The organism is Mesorhizobium sp. Cs1299R1N1 (assembly GCF_037179655.1).
GTDB classification, from domain to species: Bacteria; Pseudomonadota; Alphaproteobacteria; order Rhizobiales; family Rhizobiaceae; genus Mesorhizobium; species Mesorhizobium salmacidum.
Map to the genome: position 1 here is coordinate 201,575 of NZ_JAPYKR010000011.1, position 15,589 is coordinate 217,163.

Genomic DNA, 15,589 nt, shown 5'->3' on the forward strand with positions numbered 1-15,589 from the left:
CTAGCTCCTCATCTGTTCCTCGGCTCGGGACGGCGTTGGCGAGGACCAGTCCAGGATCAGATTTTCGATCCCGAACACATGGCCGCCATGGGTGATGGGCGCCGTCCCTTCCTTGATCCGGAACGCCGGCATGCGCGCCAGCCACTCCTCCAGGCCGATGACAATTTCGCGCCGGGCAAGATGTGAGCCAAGGCAGCGGTGGGGGCCATGGGCAAAGGTTGTGTGGCGATTCTCCTCACGTGCGAGATCGACCGTGTTGGGGCGTTCGAATTCCGCCGGATCACGATTGGCAATCATCGTGGCGCAAGAAATATAGTCCCCCTTCCGGATGGGCGCGCCTTCGAAATCGAGGTCTCTTGTTGCCACACGGATCATCTGCACGGTCGGATAGGCACGGAGCAATTCTTCGGCCGCGAGCACAATACGGTTCGGTTTGCTCCGCAGCCATTCCTGGTCCTTTGGGTTGCGTGCGAGGTAGGCCAAGTCAAAGCCGATCGCTGCTGCAACCGTATCGAGACCTGCGACGAACAGGAGCACGCCGATGCCACGGACCTCCCCGTCGGTCAGTGGACGGCCTTCGACATGTGCCTGCACGACGAAACTCATGAAATCATCGGCGGGTCGCTTGCGGCGCAAGGCTGCAAGTTCGTCGATGAAGGCGACAATCCGCTGGGCCGCGGTCAGTCTTTGGACAGCATTGCCATGGAGCAGATCCTTCCCCCAGCCGACAAATGTCTCAAGCCGGTGGTCGGTTAGCCCCAGAAAGCGCAGAAAGATGTTGACCGCGAAAGGGAAGGCGAAATCCCTCATCACATCGCAGCTTGTGCCCGATGCGACGATCCTGTCGATTAGTGCTATCGCCCTTTCCCGAACGGCCGGTTCCAGCGCGGTTACACGCTGGGGCGAAAAGAATGGATTGAGAAGTGAACGAAAGATGCCATGCGCCGGCGGGTCGAGTTCGAGTGGAATCATCGGCCAGTTTTCGCCGAGCGCGGAGGCGAAGATGCTGCGGTGGCTGGAAAAGGTTTCGGTGTCTTGCAGCACTCGGCGCTGATCTCTGGCGCGCGTGATGACCCAGGTACCCCGGCCATCGCGCGTGTTGTGGGGGGCATAAAAGATCGGCGGCCCGCCATGGACGCAGGCCACAGCGGCGTGGGGATCTCCGTTGGCCGTGGGCCGCATCCCTGGCGACGTGAACAGGCTGAAGTCCCTTACCATCTCGGGCGGGACATGATCTGGAACCCAATGGTTCGCAACCTGGTTTTTCCTCACCTTGGGCCTCCTTTGGGCGACATGGGCTGGGCCCCACTCGAGCGCGGTGTCACAAAAGGAGATGTGATGAACATCGCCTCCCAGCAATGCCGCCGGATCAAGCGCTGGCGTGCCTCGTACCGCGGACGAAGGCGGTTTTAATTCAGATCGATGTCGTTCCTGCTCCGTGCCAGGCAGCTTTCGTCTTCTTCCGAGCCAAAGCAGCTTTCGAAATCACAGCATTGGCCGCAACTGGGCGCGGTACATAGTGAAAAACCTTCAGCCTCGCACAGCATGCGGTATAGGTACTTCTTCCATTTCATATTCCTGGTGTTGCCGGCTGCGAGTGTCGGGAAATGCGTGGCGAGCAAGCGGCTGAGTTCGGCCCGATTGAAAAGGCCAAGATCCTGCCAGAGATGGTCATCGCGCATGGCGCGCCGGGCGATGATTTTGGCAAACCGGGCGCTCGCCGGGTCTCCCGGCCGGGCCTGCGCCAGCAAAAGATCGCGCAGCAGCTGTTCCTCCATCGCCGGCTCGACGTCGGTCGCCGCTTCCAAGGCGAATGCGCTGACAGGGACGTCTGGAAACCGGTCCGTCAGGACATCGCGCAAATCGGCACGCTTAAGGCCAGTAGCCTGCGTCGCGGTCGCCTCGCCCCGATCGATCTCCTTGAGCGCCCTTGCGAGAACACAGGCAAGCACATGCTCGTCGAAGCTTACCGCCGGATCGATAAAAGGCCATTGGCCGATGCCGCGCGACTGTGCGTGTGGAAGCCGATCTGGACAACTGGGATTTGGAGCTGAGCGGCTGATGCCGGTTTTCCAAATAGTGCCTTCCTGAGGCTGACCTGACATTTGGCTTCCTTGCTTCGTTGCCGCGATCGCGACGTCAACCGCGACTTGAAACGCGCCGGCAGCGTCCCACCGCTCCTGGTGAGCAGATTCAAGTGCCGTGCCAACTGCGCCTCCAAACGTCACAACAGTAACCGGAGAGCGCATTGGCGCGCTTTCCGGCGGGGAGCGCAGCAAAAGTGCGGATGACACGAGCGTCACTAGTTCGACAAACCCGACACCGGGTGTCTGTTTCGCAACCTCAGCAATGGCTCACCGGATGCTCCGCAACGGCAGCGGAATTGCCTGAGCCAAGCGACCGCTCGTCAATGTCCGGTGTCCGACATTCTACATAGCGTGCTGGTACCGGCCCCTTGTTCGCAAACGATTTCTCCCTTGGCACGATACATGCGTGGGGATCCGCGAACGCTTCGCGGACGCAGGAGATGAGCCTTGTTGCAAAGGGAATGGCAATGTCGATGCGGCTTCAATTCTACGCATCTGCATATGCCGCCCCTTTTGGCGAGCGCGTGGCGCGCCGACGCCGCTATTGACCACGAGGCAACACAATTCCGGTGCGTCCAGCTGAAAGCGGACGTTTGCGGCCGTTCGAGAGCCGCCCGGACCGTCCATCTCGAGTATGGCGGCCATGCTGGTCGATACACCGGTGCTTTCGATGAAGCTTCCTGCGTTCGCCGCGTCAAACCTGATGACGTGATCGCACCGGCACTTCTTGCTCGAGGACAGGCCGTACGTCGTCGATATCTCCAGCGGCATGGCCGCAGAAGGCGTGCCAGAGAACCCAGGTCAGTCAAATCGTTGTCTCGGAAGCCCGAGGCCAGAAACCGGCACGTTCCCGAATACGCGGGAGCGCACCGACACCTCGTCCGGGTTAATGACCGGCGTTGCGTCGGCCCAACAGAGAAGCACCGCGCCAGTTTCCCTTTTACAGGAGCAACCTTGATGACCGTGAACAAGAAGATACCCCTGGTTACGTTTCGCACGCGCATTCGCGACGAATCTGTTGGTGGGCCAAATCCATACCGTTGGGATGACAAAACATCCGTCGACTATTTCGGAGGCAAGCGCGTCGTCCTGTTCTCGCTGCCCGGGGCCTTCACGCCGACTTGCTCGACTTACCAGGTGCCAGATTTTGAAGAGCTCTATGGCGAGTTCCAGAAAGAGGGCGTCGAGGCGATCTACTGTGTCGCGGTCAACGACGCCTACGTCATGAATGCCTGGGGCAAGGCGTTGGGCGTGGAAAAGCTTCAGCTCCTTCCGGATGGCTCGGGTGAGTTCACGCGCAAGATGGGCATGCTGGTTGCCAAGGACAATGTCGGTTTTGGTATGCGCTCCTGGCGTTACGCGGCCGTCGTCGACGATGGTGTGGTGGAGCAGTGGTTCGAGGAGGAAGGTTTTTCCGACAACTGCGAGACCGATCCTTATGGGGTCTCGTCGCCGCAGAACATTCTTGAAACCCTGAGGGATCGTAAAACCACCGCCGCTGTATGGCCAAGTGGAATTAACGTTTCACATCGCCCCTCGCGCACAGCCTAGGTGCATTGGCCGTAGTCATGAAGCCCTCAGCAAGCCTGTTTCAGAGCCAGAAGCAATCCCTGGTTATAACACCTCAACTCATTGAGTCGATTCGCTTGCTGCAACTGGCGCACACGGAACTGCGTCAGTTCGTGGAGCTGGAAGTCGAGAAGAACCCTCTTTTGGAACTGACGTCAAACGACAGTGAGGGTGACGCATCACCTTCGGGGGAGGACCTTCCGAACGTCGAACGCGCAAGCCAGGTCGATAGGCCTGTCGGGGCCGAGCCTTCGGAGCGCCTCAGGCAGCAGAAATCAACACGCGACCCCCCCGCTGTCGCGCCCGGCGAGCCAAGGCCAGAGGTGTTTGTCGCCATTCCTGAAACACTGCACGAACACGTCGCTGGTCAAATCGCCCTCACTGCGTTTAACCCCCAAGAGCGGATGATTGCCGGCGCGCTTGCCAGCCATCTGGACGACGCCGGATATGTTCAGGTGGATCTTTTGGGGCTGGCGGGCATCCTGAATGTCCCCGAGGCTGTTGTGGAGCGGGTTCTGGCAACCTTGCAGCTTTTTGACCCACCGGGGATGTTTGCGCGAACGCTTGCCGAGTGCCTTGAAATACAGTTGCGTCAGCAGGACCGGTTCGACCCGGCAATGGCAGCTTTGGTTGCCAATCTCGAGATGGTTGCCGAACGCGACTTCAAGGCATTGAAGCGGCGTTGCCGGGTCGATGAAGAGGACTTTGTCGACATGCTGCACGAACTGCGTGCGCTTGATCCCAAGCCTGGCAACCGATTCCAATCAGGGGGGCCGGAAACCATCGTGCCCGACGTCTGGGTCCTGCCCTCGCGCGAAGGTGGATGGACTGTCGAACTTGATCCGGACACGCTGCCGAGGGTGCTGATCAACCAAAGCTATTTCGTGGAAGTCTCGCGGCTTACAGCCCAAAATGAAAAGGATCAGACATTTCTAAACGAATGCCTGGAAAACGCGAATTGGCTCGTCCGCAGCCTCGATCAGCGCGCCAAAACAATCCTTAAGGTGGCTGCGGAGATCGTGCACCAGCAGGATGCCTTTTTGAGACATGGCGTGGCTCATCTGCGGCCTCTCAATCTCAGAAACGTTGCTGAGGCGATCAATATGCATGAGTCGACTGTCAGCCGGGTCACGTCGAACAAGTATATGCTCACGCCGCGTGGCGTGTTCGAACTGAAGTATTTTTTCACCGTCGCGATCGGCTCTTGCGAAGGCGGGGGCGCCCACTCCGCTGAAGCCGTTCGCCATCAAATGAAGGCGATCATCGCCGCGGAAGATGCGGTGCTTTCCGATGAGGATATTGCCGTCCGGCTCAGGGAAAACGGCATCGACCTTGCTCGCCGCACTGTGATGAAATACCGGGAGGCAATGAACATACCCTCCTCAGTGCAACGGCGCCGAGAGAAGCGCGGTTGGCCTCCCCCGACGAAAGATTCTTGATCCAAGTCTACGGTGCTCCTGGTTCGTCAGAGTTGGGCTTGGTAGTTTTCTGGGCCCACACCGCGCGCCTTGGCCCGCGGTTGTTCCGCCGCGTGCTGGACCCAGTCTTTGGCAAAGGTGTGAACAGCTGCCTTCCAGATATCAAGTCTGGCGCCGGCCCTGCGGGGTAAGATCAAGTTGGTCCTCGGGAATGTCGTCGAACGAGGCATAATTGAGCTTGTAGAGCTTGGCGTACAGGCCATCCCTGGCCATCAGCTGATCGTGTTTGCCGGTTTCGACCACTTCTCCGCTCTGTAGAACGATGATGCGGTCGGCTCGACGGATGGTGGCAAGACGGTGGGCAATCACCAGGCCAGTTCGGCCTGCTAGAAGCCTTGTCAGAGCCCTCTGGATCAGCATTTCCGTGTAGCTGTCGATATTGGCGGTTGCCTCGTCAAGGACGAGGATCTTGGCGTCGGCCACGAGCGCGCGCGCGAAGCTGATGAGCTGGCGCTGACCGAGCGAGAGATTGCCACCGCGCTCACCGATCACGGCGTTGTAACCGCCGGCCAGGCTCACAATGAAGTTGTGGGCGCCGACGGCTTTGGCGGCTTCGATCACCTCGTCGCCAGTCGCGTCCGTTCTATGGTAGCGGATGTTGTCGAAGACGGTCCCGGTGAAGAGGAACGGCTCCTGCAGAACCATAGCGACCTGCCGCCCAAGCGATTCCTGCGTTACATCGCGCACGTCATGTCCGCCGACCAGCACCTGGCCTTGCTGGACATCATAGAAGCGGTGAACGAGCGCCATGGCGCTCGATTTGCCCGAACCGGTTGGACCAACCAAAGCGACCGTCTCACCCGGGTTGACGTTTAAGGAAACGTTTTTCAGAACCGGATGCTTGGGATCGTAGCCGAAAGTGACATTCCTGAATTCGACGGATCCGTCCATGTGCGGCCAAAGCGGCATGGCGTCCGGCTTGTCTTGAATTTCAATGTGCACGTCGAGCACCTCTGTCAGCCGTTTGCCCGACGCCATCGCGCGCTGCATGACAGAATACTGCAGCGTGAGGGAGCGGATCGGGTCGAAGAAGCGCTGGACATAGAACAAGAACGCTATCGTCACCCCCACATCGTTGCGGCCGTTCACGACCTGTGAACCGCCAACCACAATGACGGCCATGGCAAGACCCGTGAGGGTATCGACAATCGGCACCATGACCTGGGCATATTTGGCAGCGGTCAGTTGCGTCTTGAGATTGGCGTGGGCCTTGTCGTCATAGAGGAGGAGATTGACCTGCTGGCGATCCATGGATTGGACTGCCCGAACGGCATGAATGGCCTCGGCCAGCGCCCCATTGGCGGCCGAATTGGTTTCGGTCGCGGCCATGAAGGCCTTGCGGGCGCTCGGCAGCCAGAAGATGCGAATGATGAAGAGGACTGGCAATACCGAAAGCGTAAGGAGCGCCAACGAAGAGTCCAGCCACAGCATGACGACGATGATGCCGAAAAGCAGAGCGATGTCGCCCACCGAAAGCACCGACGTCTGGAGAAATTCCTGGATTGCGCCGATATCGCCCTGGAGTCGCGACATCAGGCGCCCGACCTCGGTCTTGTCCATGAAGGAAAGCGAAACCCTCTGCAGATGGCCGAACATGGCGCGGCGAATGTCGAAGAGCACGAGCTCGACCATTTTGCCGATCGCGCTCTCCTGCACGCAACTGGCAACGCAATTGACCAAAATTGCGGGAAAAAAGACGCCGGTAGCCACAAGCAGCGCAGAGCCATCGTTGCTTCCAGGCGTGATGGCGTGCTCGATCGCGTAGCGGATGATCAGCGGGATGAGAAGCTGCACGCCGGCACAGATCAGTACCCCGGTAACCGCTATAATAAGCTGGATCCGGTAAGGCTCGATGAATGCCCAGATCCGCCGGACGATGTTCTTGTCAAAAGCCTGACCGAATAACTCGTCCTCGGTTCGGGGCGAGCCGACGACAGCGCGCGGCGGCCGCGCGCCGTCGTCGCGGACGGCATTGCCTTCGCTGTCGCCGTCGACATTCTGGACCATCAGTTCGCTCCGTCGACTTCGCCAGGCCGAGCCTGGAGGTCATGTAGCGCCTGATAGCGCCCTCCCCTGGCCAGAAGCTCTTCGTGAGTGCCTCGTTCGACGATCTCGCCATTTTCCACGAAAAGGATCTGATCGGCGTGCATGACGGAACTCAGCCGGTGGGCAATGATGATCGTCACGCGATCTTTCGCGAAACGCCGCATGGCTGAGCGAATGCGCCGTTCGGTAGCGGCGTCGATCGCGGCGGTGGAGTCGTCGAAAACAATGACCGGTGGGCGCAACATCGTCGCGCGAGCTATCGTGAGACGCTGGCGCTGGCCGCCCGACAGGGAAACGCCACGTTCGCCAACCACCGTCTTGTAGCCGGCGGGTAGGCTCAGGATATAGTTGTGCAGTTCGGCGGATACGCTTGCCCGCTCGATCCGCGGTTGGTTGGCCCATGGATCTCCATAAGCAATATTGTTCTCGACCGTTGTTGTGAAGAGGAACGCGTCCTGCTGCACGACCACGACCGCCCGGCGAAGCGAAGAAAGGGTGACGTTGCGGATATCTTGCCCGTCAAGAGTGATGGCGCCAGCGCTGACGTCGTAAAATCGGGGGATCAGGTGAGCCATTGTCGACTTGCCCGAACCGGGGGGGCCGACGATGGCCAGCGTCTCGCCTCTGCGGGCCTCGAAACTGATGTTCCTCAGAATCTGATGATTTCGAGCGTCTGGATAAGCGAACGAGACATTGTCAAAACGTACAATGCCCTCGTTGATTTGAAGGGGGCTAGCCTGGGGCGCATCCTTAATTGTGACGTCCAGATCGAGGAAGGCGAAGAGACGGGAACCGCAGGTCGAAGCGCGAGCGAAGGCATTGACCATCAATCCGATTTGGCGGACCGGCATTTGCAGGAGGGTCATGAATGTCAGGAAAGTCGCGAGGTTTCCGACGCTGATCTCACCGGCAATGACCTTGGTGCCGCCGATCCAGAGGACAAGGCCCATGGCGAAGAAGAAGGAGAAGCTCACCGCCGAAGTGTTGCGCGCGGAGATGTCAACCCGTTCCTGGGCAAGTGCAAGCGCGCTCTTCGAGGCTCGCTCAAATTTCAGCATCTCATAGGCCTGCGCCGAAAAGGCGCGGACAACGCGAATGCCACAGAGATTTTCCTCCATGACGCGGCTCAGAATCGATAGCCGGCCTTGCAGTTCGAGCCAAGTCGCGCGGAGCTTGAGCTGGGTGCGCGATGAGCGCCATCCCACGAGCGGCACAAAGCTTAGCGCCACGACACCTAGCGCCAGATTGATGGAGAGCAGACTATAGGCACCCATACCGATTAGCATGGCCAGCAGGACGGCGCGGATCAGCGCCGCGGAGAAAAACCAGCACACGCCTTCGAGATCAAGCATGCAGACGGTAATCAGATCGGCTGAATGCCCCTGGTCATGAAAAGAGAAGCTGAGGCGCTGGATCTTTTCGTAACAGGCGAGCCGCAAGTGATAGGCGAAGTGATGAGCGACGGATTCGGCAAAGTAATTCTGTGCCAATGTGAAAAGGCCGCGCAGCACACTGACGGCGAGCAGTAGGAGACCGGAACTCCAAATCGCTTGGTCGGCTGCACCGGCAGAGATGCCGCCGCCGGTCCGGATGAGGTCAACAGCCCGACCGAGCATTGGAGGAATGAGCAATTGCAAGGTTGCAGCCAGGAAAGTCGATCCAATCGCGAATGCAACTTGCCACGGATGCCGCAAATTCATCCATGTGATGCGCGTGAGCGTGCTAAGGCCTTGGCCCCAACCCGCCGCCTCCACATGCGCGGTCGAATTCCTCGGCTTGGTTGCGCCGCCATCGGCATGATTGTTCACCGGCGTAATTTCCAGATCTGTTTGCCTCAGCTTTGGCGAGCAAGTTGGGCGGCTCACTGGAACAAGCACTTGCTGGAGGACTGTTACCCAAGGTTCGGTTTCCATTTTTTCGTAATGTTCCCGGCCGTTTGATTTGGGCGTAGTGAGCAAGCCAATGGCTGAGCTCGGCCTGATTGGAAGACGCGAGTCCTTCGCGAGGTTATTGCGACCGTGGAACGATGTAGCCCGACGGGTCGCCGGGCGAGGCATTCGATCGAAATCGACACTTTTCAAAGCGAGGACTGAAAGAAGAATGGAGAGAGACTGCGGGGTGGTGGTCCCGCAGTCGGCACGAAGACCAGCTGGCTTCCATCGTGGTCGGCTCGCCCGTCTCGCGGCAGCAATGTCATCGTCGCCAGTTCGCTACGGCCTCGGCGCGCTTGCGCAACCTCTGAGCAGAAGCGTGTACCGAACTAACGGCGATTGGTCTCGACGACCAAATTTTAGCCGAAGACCGACAATGGCGGCGAACGTGTTTTGGGAGGCGGCCTATGTAGATGCCAGGTTGCCCATTGAATGGCGATCTGGGGCAGGTCTGACATTTTGCTGTCCTTCCTTTGTTGCGATCTCACGGGGCGACATGAAACGGCCGACTTCCGCCGCTTCGCAACGAGAGTGCTTCAAAAGCCATGCCAGGTGCGGCGGAAGAGCTCAGAGACAGTTGATCGCTGGTGTTCAACGACTTGGAAGGCTCCAGAAAAACGCAGACCGAACACCCCTCGTGTCGTTGGCTCGACAAAGCCGACAGCTGTGTGTCGCCAAGGCAAGTCCGGAACGGCGCCCTGCCCTCCCGCCCCACCGCTTGTCGAGCGCTGTGGACAATATGGGCATGCGACCTGCGCTGCCAAAAAGGTCACCTGTTTAGAAAAACAGTCCGCCTCTGGCACGATCCGTGCGTCGGCATCGCCGAACATCGCGCACTGAGGAGACGTCCCATGATCACGCTCACCGAAAATGCTGTCGCCGCGGTAAGGACCGCGCTTACGCAAGCCGGCGAGCCGGCGGAGGGCCTGCGCATCCAGGTCGAGGGTGGCGGCTGCGCGGGACTGAAGTATCTCATGGGCCTGGAAACCCTCTCGCAGGAGGGCGATGCGGTCATCGAGACAGACGGCGTCAAGGTATTCGTCGACGTAAGCTCGCAGCCCCATGTCGCAGGCATGAGGGTCGATTTCGTGACGAGCTTGGAAGGTTCTGGCTTTGTCTTCGATAATCCGAACGCATTGGAGAAATGCGCTTGTGGGAAGTCTTTCGCCTGATTGCCTGCGCGAAGAGGCAGACCATGTGGGCCTATGCGGCGGGCAAGAGCTTTCCATCCGACGAACGCCAGCGTTCTGTCCACGGCGAATGCCGAAGGCCAGGCTGGCGCGCTCCTCCGCCAATTCAGCTCTGCCACCATCGCATGGGGGCAGACGCTCGTGGGGCGACGGGTCGTGGCGTGGACGTGTTTCCGGTCAGCTAAGGAGAGCTTCATGAGGCCGATCTATCTCGACAACAACGCGAGCACGCGAGTGGATCCTCAGGTCTACGAAGCGATGCGGCCACTCTTCATGGATCAGTTCGGCAACCCTTCGTCGAAGCACGGATTTGGCGCTTCCGCGCGCACGGCCGTCAAAAAGGCGCGTCAGCAGGTGCAGACGCTGATCGGCGCGCAATTTGAAGATGAGATCGCCTTCACATCTGGCGGAACGGAAAGCAACAATGCGGCGATCCTCTCGGCGCTTGAAGTAATGCCCCACCGCCCAGAGATCGTGATCTCCGCGGTCGAGCATCCGGCCGTGCTGGCGCTGTGCGCGGACCTTGAGAAGACGCGCGACGTCAAGGTGCACATGGTCCCAGTGGATCGCCATGGCAGGCTCGACATCGACGCCTACAGGGCGGCATTGAGCCCGGGCGTGGCCATCGTCTCGATCATGTGGGCAAACAACGAGACCGGCACGATTTTTCCTGCGGTCGAATTGGCTGAGCTGGCCAAGGATGTCGGTGCCCTTTTCCATACGGACGCCGTACAGGCAGTCGGTCGGCTTCCGATTGACCTGAAATCGACAGCAATCGACATGCTGTCGCTCTCCGGACACAAGCTGCATGGCCCCAAGGGCATTGGTGCGCTTTATATCAGGCGCGGCGTGTACTTTCGTCCGCTGATCAAGGGGGGTCGCCAGGAGCGTAACCGGCGCGCTGGCACAGAGAATTCGCCTGGCATCGTCGGGCTTGGCAAGGCAGCCGAAATTGCCCTGAAATTCATGGATGAGGACGGTAAACGAATAAAGTCTCTCCGCGATCGGTTGGAGTGCGGACTTCTCCAGCGCATTCCAGACGCTTTCGTGACCGGCGATCCCATGGAGCGGCTCTCGAATACGACCAACATCGCCTTCGAGAATGTCGAGGCCGATGGCCTGCTGGTGCTTCTCGATCGCGAGGGGATCGCCTGTTCCTCTGGCTCGGCCTGCACTTGCGGCTCAACGGAGCTCAGCCATGTGCTCACAGCAATGAACATTGCCGGCTCCGCGGCGCAAGGGGCAATCCGCTTCTCCCTGTCGCGCGACAACAGCGGGAAGGACATCGACCGGGTACTCGAGATCGTTCCCGCACTCGTGGAGAAGCTGCGTGATTCCGTCCCGACCTGCAACGTATACGGCGATGGGATTTGAAATCTGAGCCTTGGGGAGAAGAAAGCCGAGCCCAAGATCATCATCACCGACCAGGGAGATCGCAATGAGCCGCTGTTCCACCGAAAGGCCAATCATCGAAGTCGCCGGCATTCTCACACAGCTGAAAGGCTTGTCTGCCGCGGAGGAGTTCTTCGCCGTCCTTCGGGTCTGCTATGATCCAAAGGTGCTCGATGTCTCCCGGCTTCATATCATGAAGCGCATGGGTCAATATCTCGCCGACGAGGATTTCTCAGATCTCACGGACCAGGTGATCGCCGCGCGCGCGCGCGCCACACTGCAACGCGCCTATGAGGACTTCGCCACAGCCGCGCCACTCAGCCATCGGGTCTTCAAGGTACTCAAAGACCACGATCCAAATCGCCCTGCCACCCCCAGCCGCACCTTCGTCCCCTTCGATTCCATCCTGAAGCCGTTCGGAAAGGAGTGAACGCGACAGCATTGCCACACGACAATGTCGTGAAGGCGACAAATCCGGCAGCCACGGCTCAGACGCATAGTGGCGCGTCTTAAAGGGATGTGGCCAGCACTAGCGGTTGGCACGAATGGTGCTTGCAAGCAGATCAAGCGCCAAGCCGCACCCCGATGGAGCCAGAGAGATTGCATGCATATAGTTGTCTGTATCAAGCAGGTCCCCGATTCAGCGCAAATACGCGTCCATCCGGTGACGAACACGATCATGCGCCAAGGTGTGCCGACGATCATCAACCCATACGATCTGTTTGCGCTCGAAGCGGCACTGAGGTTGCGCGACACCGATGGCGGCGAAGTGACCGTGCTGACCATGGGGCCCCCCATGGCAGAGGACGCACTGCGCAAGGCGCTCACCTATGGCGCCGACCGCGCGGTGCTCCTGACCGACCGTTTTTTTGCCGGCTCTGATACGTTGGCCACCTCGTTTGCTCTCTCTCAGGCGATCGGCAAGATCGGTGAGACATTCGGCCCCCCCGACATCGTCTTCACAGGCAAGCAGACGATCGATGGCGACACGGCCCAGGTGGGGCCTGGCATCGCCAAGCGTCTCGACCTGCTGCAGCTCACCTATGTAGCCAAGATCGCGGTCCTTGATCTCGATGCGCGCGAGATCACGGTCGAGCGCCGCGCGGAAGGCGGTATGCAACTGCTTAAGAGCAAACTTCCGTGCCTCATTACGGTGCTGGAAGGCATCAACGAAATCCGCCGCGGCTCGCTGCAAGACGCGCTGCGCGCGGCCCGTAGTCAGGTCGTGAAATGGAGTGCGGCCGAGGCTGGCATCGAGGACCTCGGGAAATGCGGCTTGCGCGGATCGCCGACCGTCGTGAAGCGTGTGTTCGCGCCTGCCAACCGGGTGGAGAAGGCAATGCAGATCGACAGCGCAGACAAGGTGCTGCGCGATGTCGCTGACGAGCTGATTGCTGCAATCTTCACCCGCCAGCCGGCGCTGGAACACGAACTGGCCTTCGAGGGTGCCTGAGGAGCTAAGGATGTCGAGCGAAAACCGAAGAACCCCTGCTGCGACGGGTGGTCGTGCTGGTATGAAGAAGGATTTGCCCGAGCGTTTTAAGGACTATCGGCACGTCTGGGTTTTCATCGAGCTGGAGCGCGGCGAAGTGCACCCGGTCTCCTTCGAACTGCTGGGCGAAGGTCGCAAGCTAGCCGATAAGCTTGGCGTGCAACTTGCGGGCGTCGTGCTCGGGCCCGCGGGAGAGGCCTCTTGGCATGCCGTCGCCCAGGCCTTCGCCTATGGTGCCGATCTTGCCTACATCGTGGAGGCGCCGCTGCTTGCTGACTATCGCAACGAGCCCTTCACCAAGGCGATGACCGACTTGGTCAATACCTACAAACCCGAGATCCTGCTTCTGGGTGCCACCATGCGTGGCAGGGACCTTGCCGGCTCGGTGGCGACCACTCTGCTGACCGGGCTCACGGCCGACTGCACCCAACTTGACGTGGATCCTGATGGCTCGCTTGCCGCCACTCGGCCGACTTTTGGCGGTTCATTGTTGTGCACGATCTATACGCTCAACTGCCGGCCGCAGATGGCGACAGTGCGACCGAGAGTCATGGCTTTGCCGCAGCGCGAGGAAAAGCCCGTCGGGCGTGTCATCCAGCACAAGTTGTCGATGCTCGAGGACGAGATCGTCACCAAGGTGCTTGGCTTCCTGCCCGATGCCCAGTCGGTGAAGGCAAATCTTGCCTTTGCCGACGTGGTGGTTGCGGGTGGCCTCGGCCTTGGCGGGGCGGAGAACCTGCAGGTCGTGACGAAGCTCGCCCGGGCACTGGGCGCCGAATATGGCTGTTCGCGCCCGCTCGTCCAGAAAGGCTGGATGCCGGCTGAACGGCAGATCGGCCAGACCGGCAAGACCATCCGACCGAAGCTCTACATCGCGGCTGGAATTTCAGGCGCCATCCAGCACCGGGTGGGCGTTGAAAGCGCCGATCTGATCGTGGCCGTCAATACCGACCCGAACGCGCCGATTTTCGATTTCGCCCATATCGGCATCGTCACTGATGCGATCCGCTTCCTGCCGGCATTGACGGAAGCCTTCACCCGGCGGCTATCGCCGCACAGTCGCGACAAGCTTGCGAGCTAAGGGAGACGGGCATGCTCGAGGAAAAATTCGACGCTATCGTTATTGGAGCCGGCATGGCCGGCAACGCAGCTGCTTTCACGATGGCAAGTGGCGGCCTGAAGGTGCTGCAGTTGGAGCGCGGAGAGTATCCGGGCTCCAAAAATGTCCAGGGAGCCATCATGTATGCGCACATGTTGGAGAAGATTATCCCCGACTTTCGGGATGACGCGCCTCTCGAACGGCATCTGGTGGAGCAGCGCTTCTGGATGATGGACGACACATCCCATGCTGGGATGCATTATCGGTCCGACGACTTCAACGAAGCGAAGCCAAACCGGTACACAATCATCCGGGCCCAGTTCGACAAGTGGTTTTCGCGCAAGGTGCGCGAGGCCGGGGCGACGGTCCTGTGCGAAACGACAGCGACGGAGCTCGCCTATGATGCTGCGGGCAAGGTCGTCGGCGTTCGCACCGACAGAGCCGGGGAAAGGCTCTTGGCGGATGTCGTCATTCTCGCGGAAGGCGTCAACGGACTGCTAGGCACGCGGTCGGGCTTGCGCAAACTGCCGAGGGCAGAAAGCGTGGCACTCGCCGTGAAGGAAATGCATTTCTTGCCCGAAGAGGTGATCGAGCAACGCTTCGGCCTCAAGGGCAATGAGGGCTGTGTCATTGAGGCAGCGGGCACCATCTCCCGGAGCATGACCGGGTTGGCGTTTCTCTACACCAACAAGGAATCGATCTCACTGGGCATCGGTTGCCTCGTTTCCGATTTCGCTGCGACGATGGAGAGCCCATATGTCCTGCTCGAGGGTTTCAAGAACCATCCCTCGGTGCGGGCCCTGATAGCGGGCTCGGAGGTGAAGGAATACGCCGCCCATCTCATTCCCGAAGGCGGGTACAAGGCGATCCCGCAGCTCTTCGGCGACGGTTGGGTCGCCGTCGGAGATGCAGCGCAATTGAACAACGCCGTTCACCGCGAGGGTTCCAATCTCGCAATGACGTCCGGTCGCATCGCAGGTGAGGCGATCATGCAGATCAAGGGCCGGAATCTCCCGATGACCAAGCGTAATCTCGCGCTGTACAAAACCATGCTGGACAGCTCGTTTGTCCTCAAGGACTTGCGCAAACATAAGGATATGCCGGCACTGCTGCACACCAACTCCCACAATTTTTTCATGAACTACCCGCAGCTGATTTCGCTAGCCGCGCAGAATCTCGTGCGGGTCGACGGCACGCCTAAAATCGACAAGGAAAAGGCGACCACGGCCGCGTTCATATCGGCGCGGTCGCGCTGGGGGCTGGTCAGCGATGCGTTGCGCCTGGCATTCGCCTGGCGCTGAGGGA

General features: G+C 59.8%; 12 protein-coding genes. 8 read left to right on the forward strand and 4 right to left on the reverse strand.

Features of this window, described 5'->3' with window-relative positions:
• Entirely contained in the window at positions 1 to 1,218 is a 1,218-nt protein-coding gene (locus O7A70_RS24040) for a cytochrome P450 (RefSeq protein WP_337142653.1), read from the reverse strand.
• A 191-nt stretch (positions 1,219 to 1,409) separates the two neighbouring features.
• Complete coding sequence (locus O7A70_RS24045) at positions 1,410 to 2,105, reverse strand: nitrogen fixation protein NifQ (RefSeq protein WP_337142654.1); 696 nt, start codon at positions 2,103 to 2,105, stop codon at positions 1,410 to 1,412.
• A gap of 939 nt (positions 2,106 to 3,044) precedes the next feature.
• On the opposite strand from O7A70_RS24045, the gene O7A70_RS24050 reads away from it, so the two are divergent.
• The gene (locus O7A70_RS24050) at positions 3,045 to 3,638 is read left to right on the forward strand and encodes a peroxiredoxin (protein ID WP_337128368.1); all 594 of its coding nucleotides are present in this window, start codon (positions 3,045 to 3,047) and stop codon (positions 3,636 to 3,638) included.
• 17 nt (positions 3,639 to 3,655) lie between these two features.
• On the forward strand, positions 3,656 to 5,095 hold the full coding sequence (gene rpoN / locus O7A70_RS24055; RefSeq protein ID WP_337142621.1) for an RNA polymerase factor sigma-54: 1,440 nt from the start codon (positions 3,656 to 3,658) through the stop codon (positions 5,093 to 5,095).
• A gap of 141 nt (positions 5,096 to 5,236) precedes the next feature.
• On the opposite strand, the gene O7A70_RS24060 is transcribed toward rpoN, so the two are convergent.
• On the reverse strand, positions 5,237 to 7,141 hold the full coding sequence (locus tag O7A70_RS24060; protein ID WP_337142622.1) for an ABC transporter ATP-binding protein: 1,905 nt from the start codon (positions 7,139 to 7,141) through the stop codon (positions 5,237 to 5,239).
• Entirely contained in the window at positions 7,141 to 8,880 is a 1,740-nt protein-coding gene (locus tag O7A70_RS24065) for an ABC transporter ATP-binding protein (RefSeq protein ID WP_442921207.1), read from the reverse strand. The genes O7A70_RS24060 and O7A70_RS24065 overlap by 1 nt, the downstream gene beginning before the upstream one ends.
• A gap of 1,082 nt (positions 8,881 to 9,962) precedes the next feature.
• Here O7A70_RS24065 and O7A70_RS24070 point away from each other — a divergent pair.
• The 6 genes from O7A70_RS24070 to O7A70_RS24095 all read left to right on the forward strand — a co-directional run bounded on the left by O7A70_RS24070 (position 9,963) and on the right by O7A70_RS24095 (position 15,585).
• Entirely contained in the window at positions 9,963 to 10,283 is a 321-nt protein-coding gene (locus tag O7A70_RS24070; protein WP_337142624.1) for a HesB/IscA family protein, read from the forward strand.
• A gap of 213 nt (positions 10,284 to 10,496) precedes the next feature.
• On the forward strand, positions 10,497 to 11,675 hold the full coding sequence (gene nifS, locus O7A70_RS24075; RefSeq protein ID WP_337142625.1) for a cysteine desulfurase NifS: 1,179 nt from the start codon (positions 10,497 to 10,499) through the stop codon (positions 11,673 to 11,675).
• A gap of 64 nt (positions 11,676 to 11,739) precedes the next feature.
• Positions 11,740 to 12,123, forward strand: a complete 384-nt coding sequence (nifW, locus tag O7A70_RS24080) for a nitrogenase stabilizing/protective protein NifW (protein WP_337142626.1) — start codon at positions 11,740 to 11,742, stop codon at positions 12,121 to 12,123.
• Positions 12,124 to 12,297: 174 nt separating this feature from the next.
• Positions 12,298 to 13,146, forward strand: a complete 849-nt coding sequence (locus tag O7A70_RS24085; RefSeq protein WP_337128374.1) for an electron transfer flavoprotein subunit beta/FixA family protein — start codon at positions 12,298 to 12,300, stop codon at positions 13,144 to 13,146.
• 10 nt (positions 13,147 to 13,156) lie between these two features.
• Positions 13,157 to 14,266 carry an electron transfer flavoprotein subunit alpha/FixB family protein gene (locus tag O7A70_RS24090; protein WP_337128375.1) on the forward strand — a complete coding sequence of 370 codons (1,110 nt, stop codon included), beginning with the start codon at positions 13,157 to 13,159 and terminating at the stop codon, positions 14,264 to 14,266.
• Positions 14,267 to 14,277: 11 nt separating this feature from the next.
• The gene (locus tag O7A70_RS24095; protein ID WP_337142627.1) at positions 14,278 to 15,585 is read left to right on the forward strand and encodes an FAD-dependent oxidoreductase; all 1,308 of its coding nucleotides are present in this window, start codon (positions 14,278 to 14,280) and stop codon (positions 15,583 to 15,585) included.
• The last annotated feature ends 4 nt before the right edge of the window (positions 15,586 to 15,589 follow it).

What these genes read in the sequence shown, in the direction of transcription:
- O7A70_RS24040 (WP_337142653.1), bottom strand. Translation starts at nt 1,218, where the DNA reads ATGGTAAGGGACTTCAGCCTGTTCACGTCGCCAGGGATGCGGCCCACG.
- O7A70_RS24045 (WP_337142654.1), bottom strand. Translation starts at nt 2,105, where the DNA reads ATGTCAGGTCAGCCTCAGGAAGGCACTATTTGGAAAACCGGCATCAGC.
- O7A70_RS24050 (WP_337128368.1), top strand. Translation starts at nt 3,045, where the DNA reads ATGACCGTGAACAAGAAGATACCCCTGGTTACGTTTCGCACGCGCATT.
- rpoN (WP_337142621.1), top strand. Translation starts at nt 3,656, where the DNA reads ATGAAGCCCTCAGCAAGCCTGTTTCAGAGCCAGAAGCAATCCCTGGTT.
- O7A70_RS24060 (WP_337142622.1), bottom strand. Translation starts at nt 7,141, where the DNA reads ATGGTCCAGAATGTCGACGGCGACAGCGAAGGCAATGCCGTCCGCGAC.
- O7A70_RS24065 (WP_442921207.1), bottom strand. Translation starts at nt 8,880, where the DNA reads ATGAATTTGCGGCATCCGTGGCAAGTTGCATTCGCGATTGGATCGACT.
- O7A70_RS24070 (WP_337142624.1), top strand. Translation starts at nt 9,963, where the DNA reads ATGATCACGCTCACCGAAAATGCTGTCGCCGCGGTAAGGACCGCGCTT.
- nifS (WP_337142625.1), top strand. Translation starts at nt 10,497, where the DNA reads ATGAGGCCGATCTATCTCGACAACAACGCGAGCACGCGAGTGGATCCT.
- nifW (WP_337142626.1), top strand. Translation starts at nt 11,740, where the DNA reads ATGAGCCGCTGTTCCACCGAAAGGCCAATCATCGAAGTCGCCGGCATT.
- O7A70_RS24085 (WP_337128374.1), top strand. Translation starts at nt 12,298, where the DNA reads ATGCATATAGTTGTCTGTATCAAGCAGGTCCCCGATTCAGCGCAAATA.
- O7A70_RS24090 (WP_337128375.1), top strand. Translation starts at nt 13,157, where the DNA reads ATGTCGAGCGAAAACCGAAGAACCCCTGCTGCGACGGGTGGTCGTGCT.
- O7A70_RS24095 (WP_337142627.1), top strand. Translation starts at nt 14,278, where the DNA reads ATGCTCGAGGAAAAATTCGACGCTATCGTTATTGGAGCCGGCATGGCC.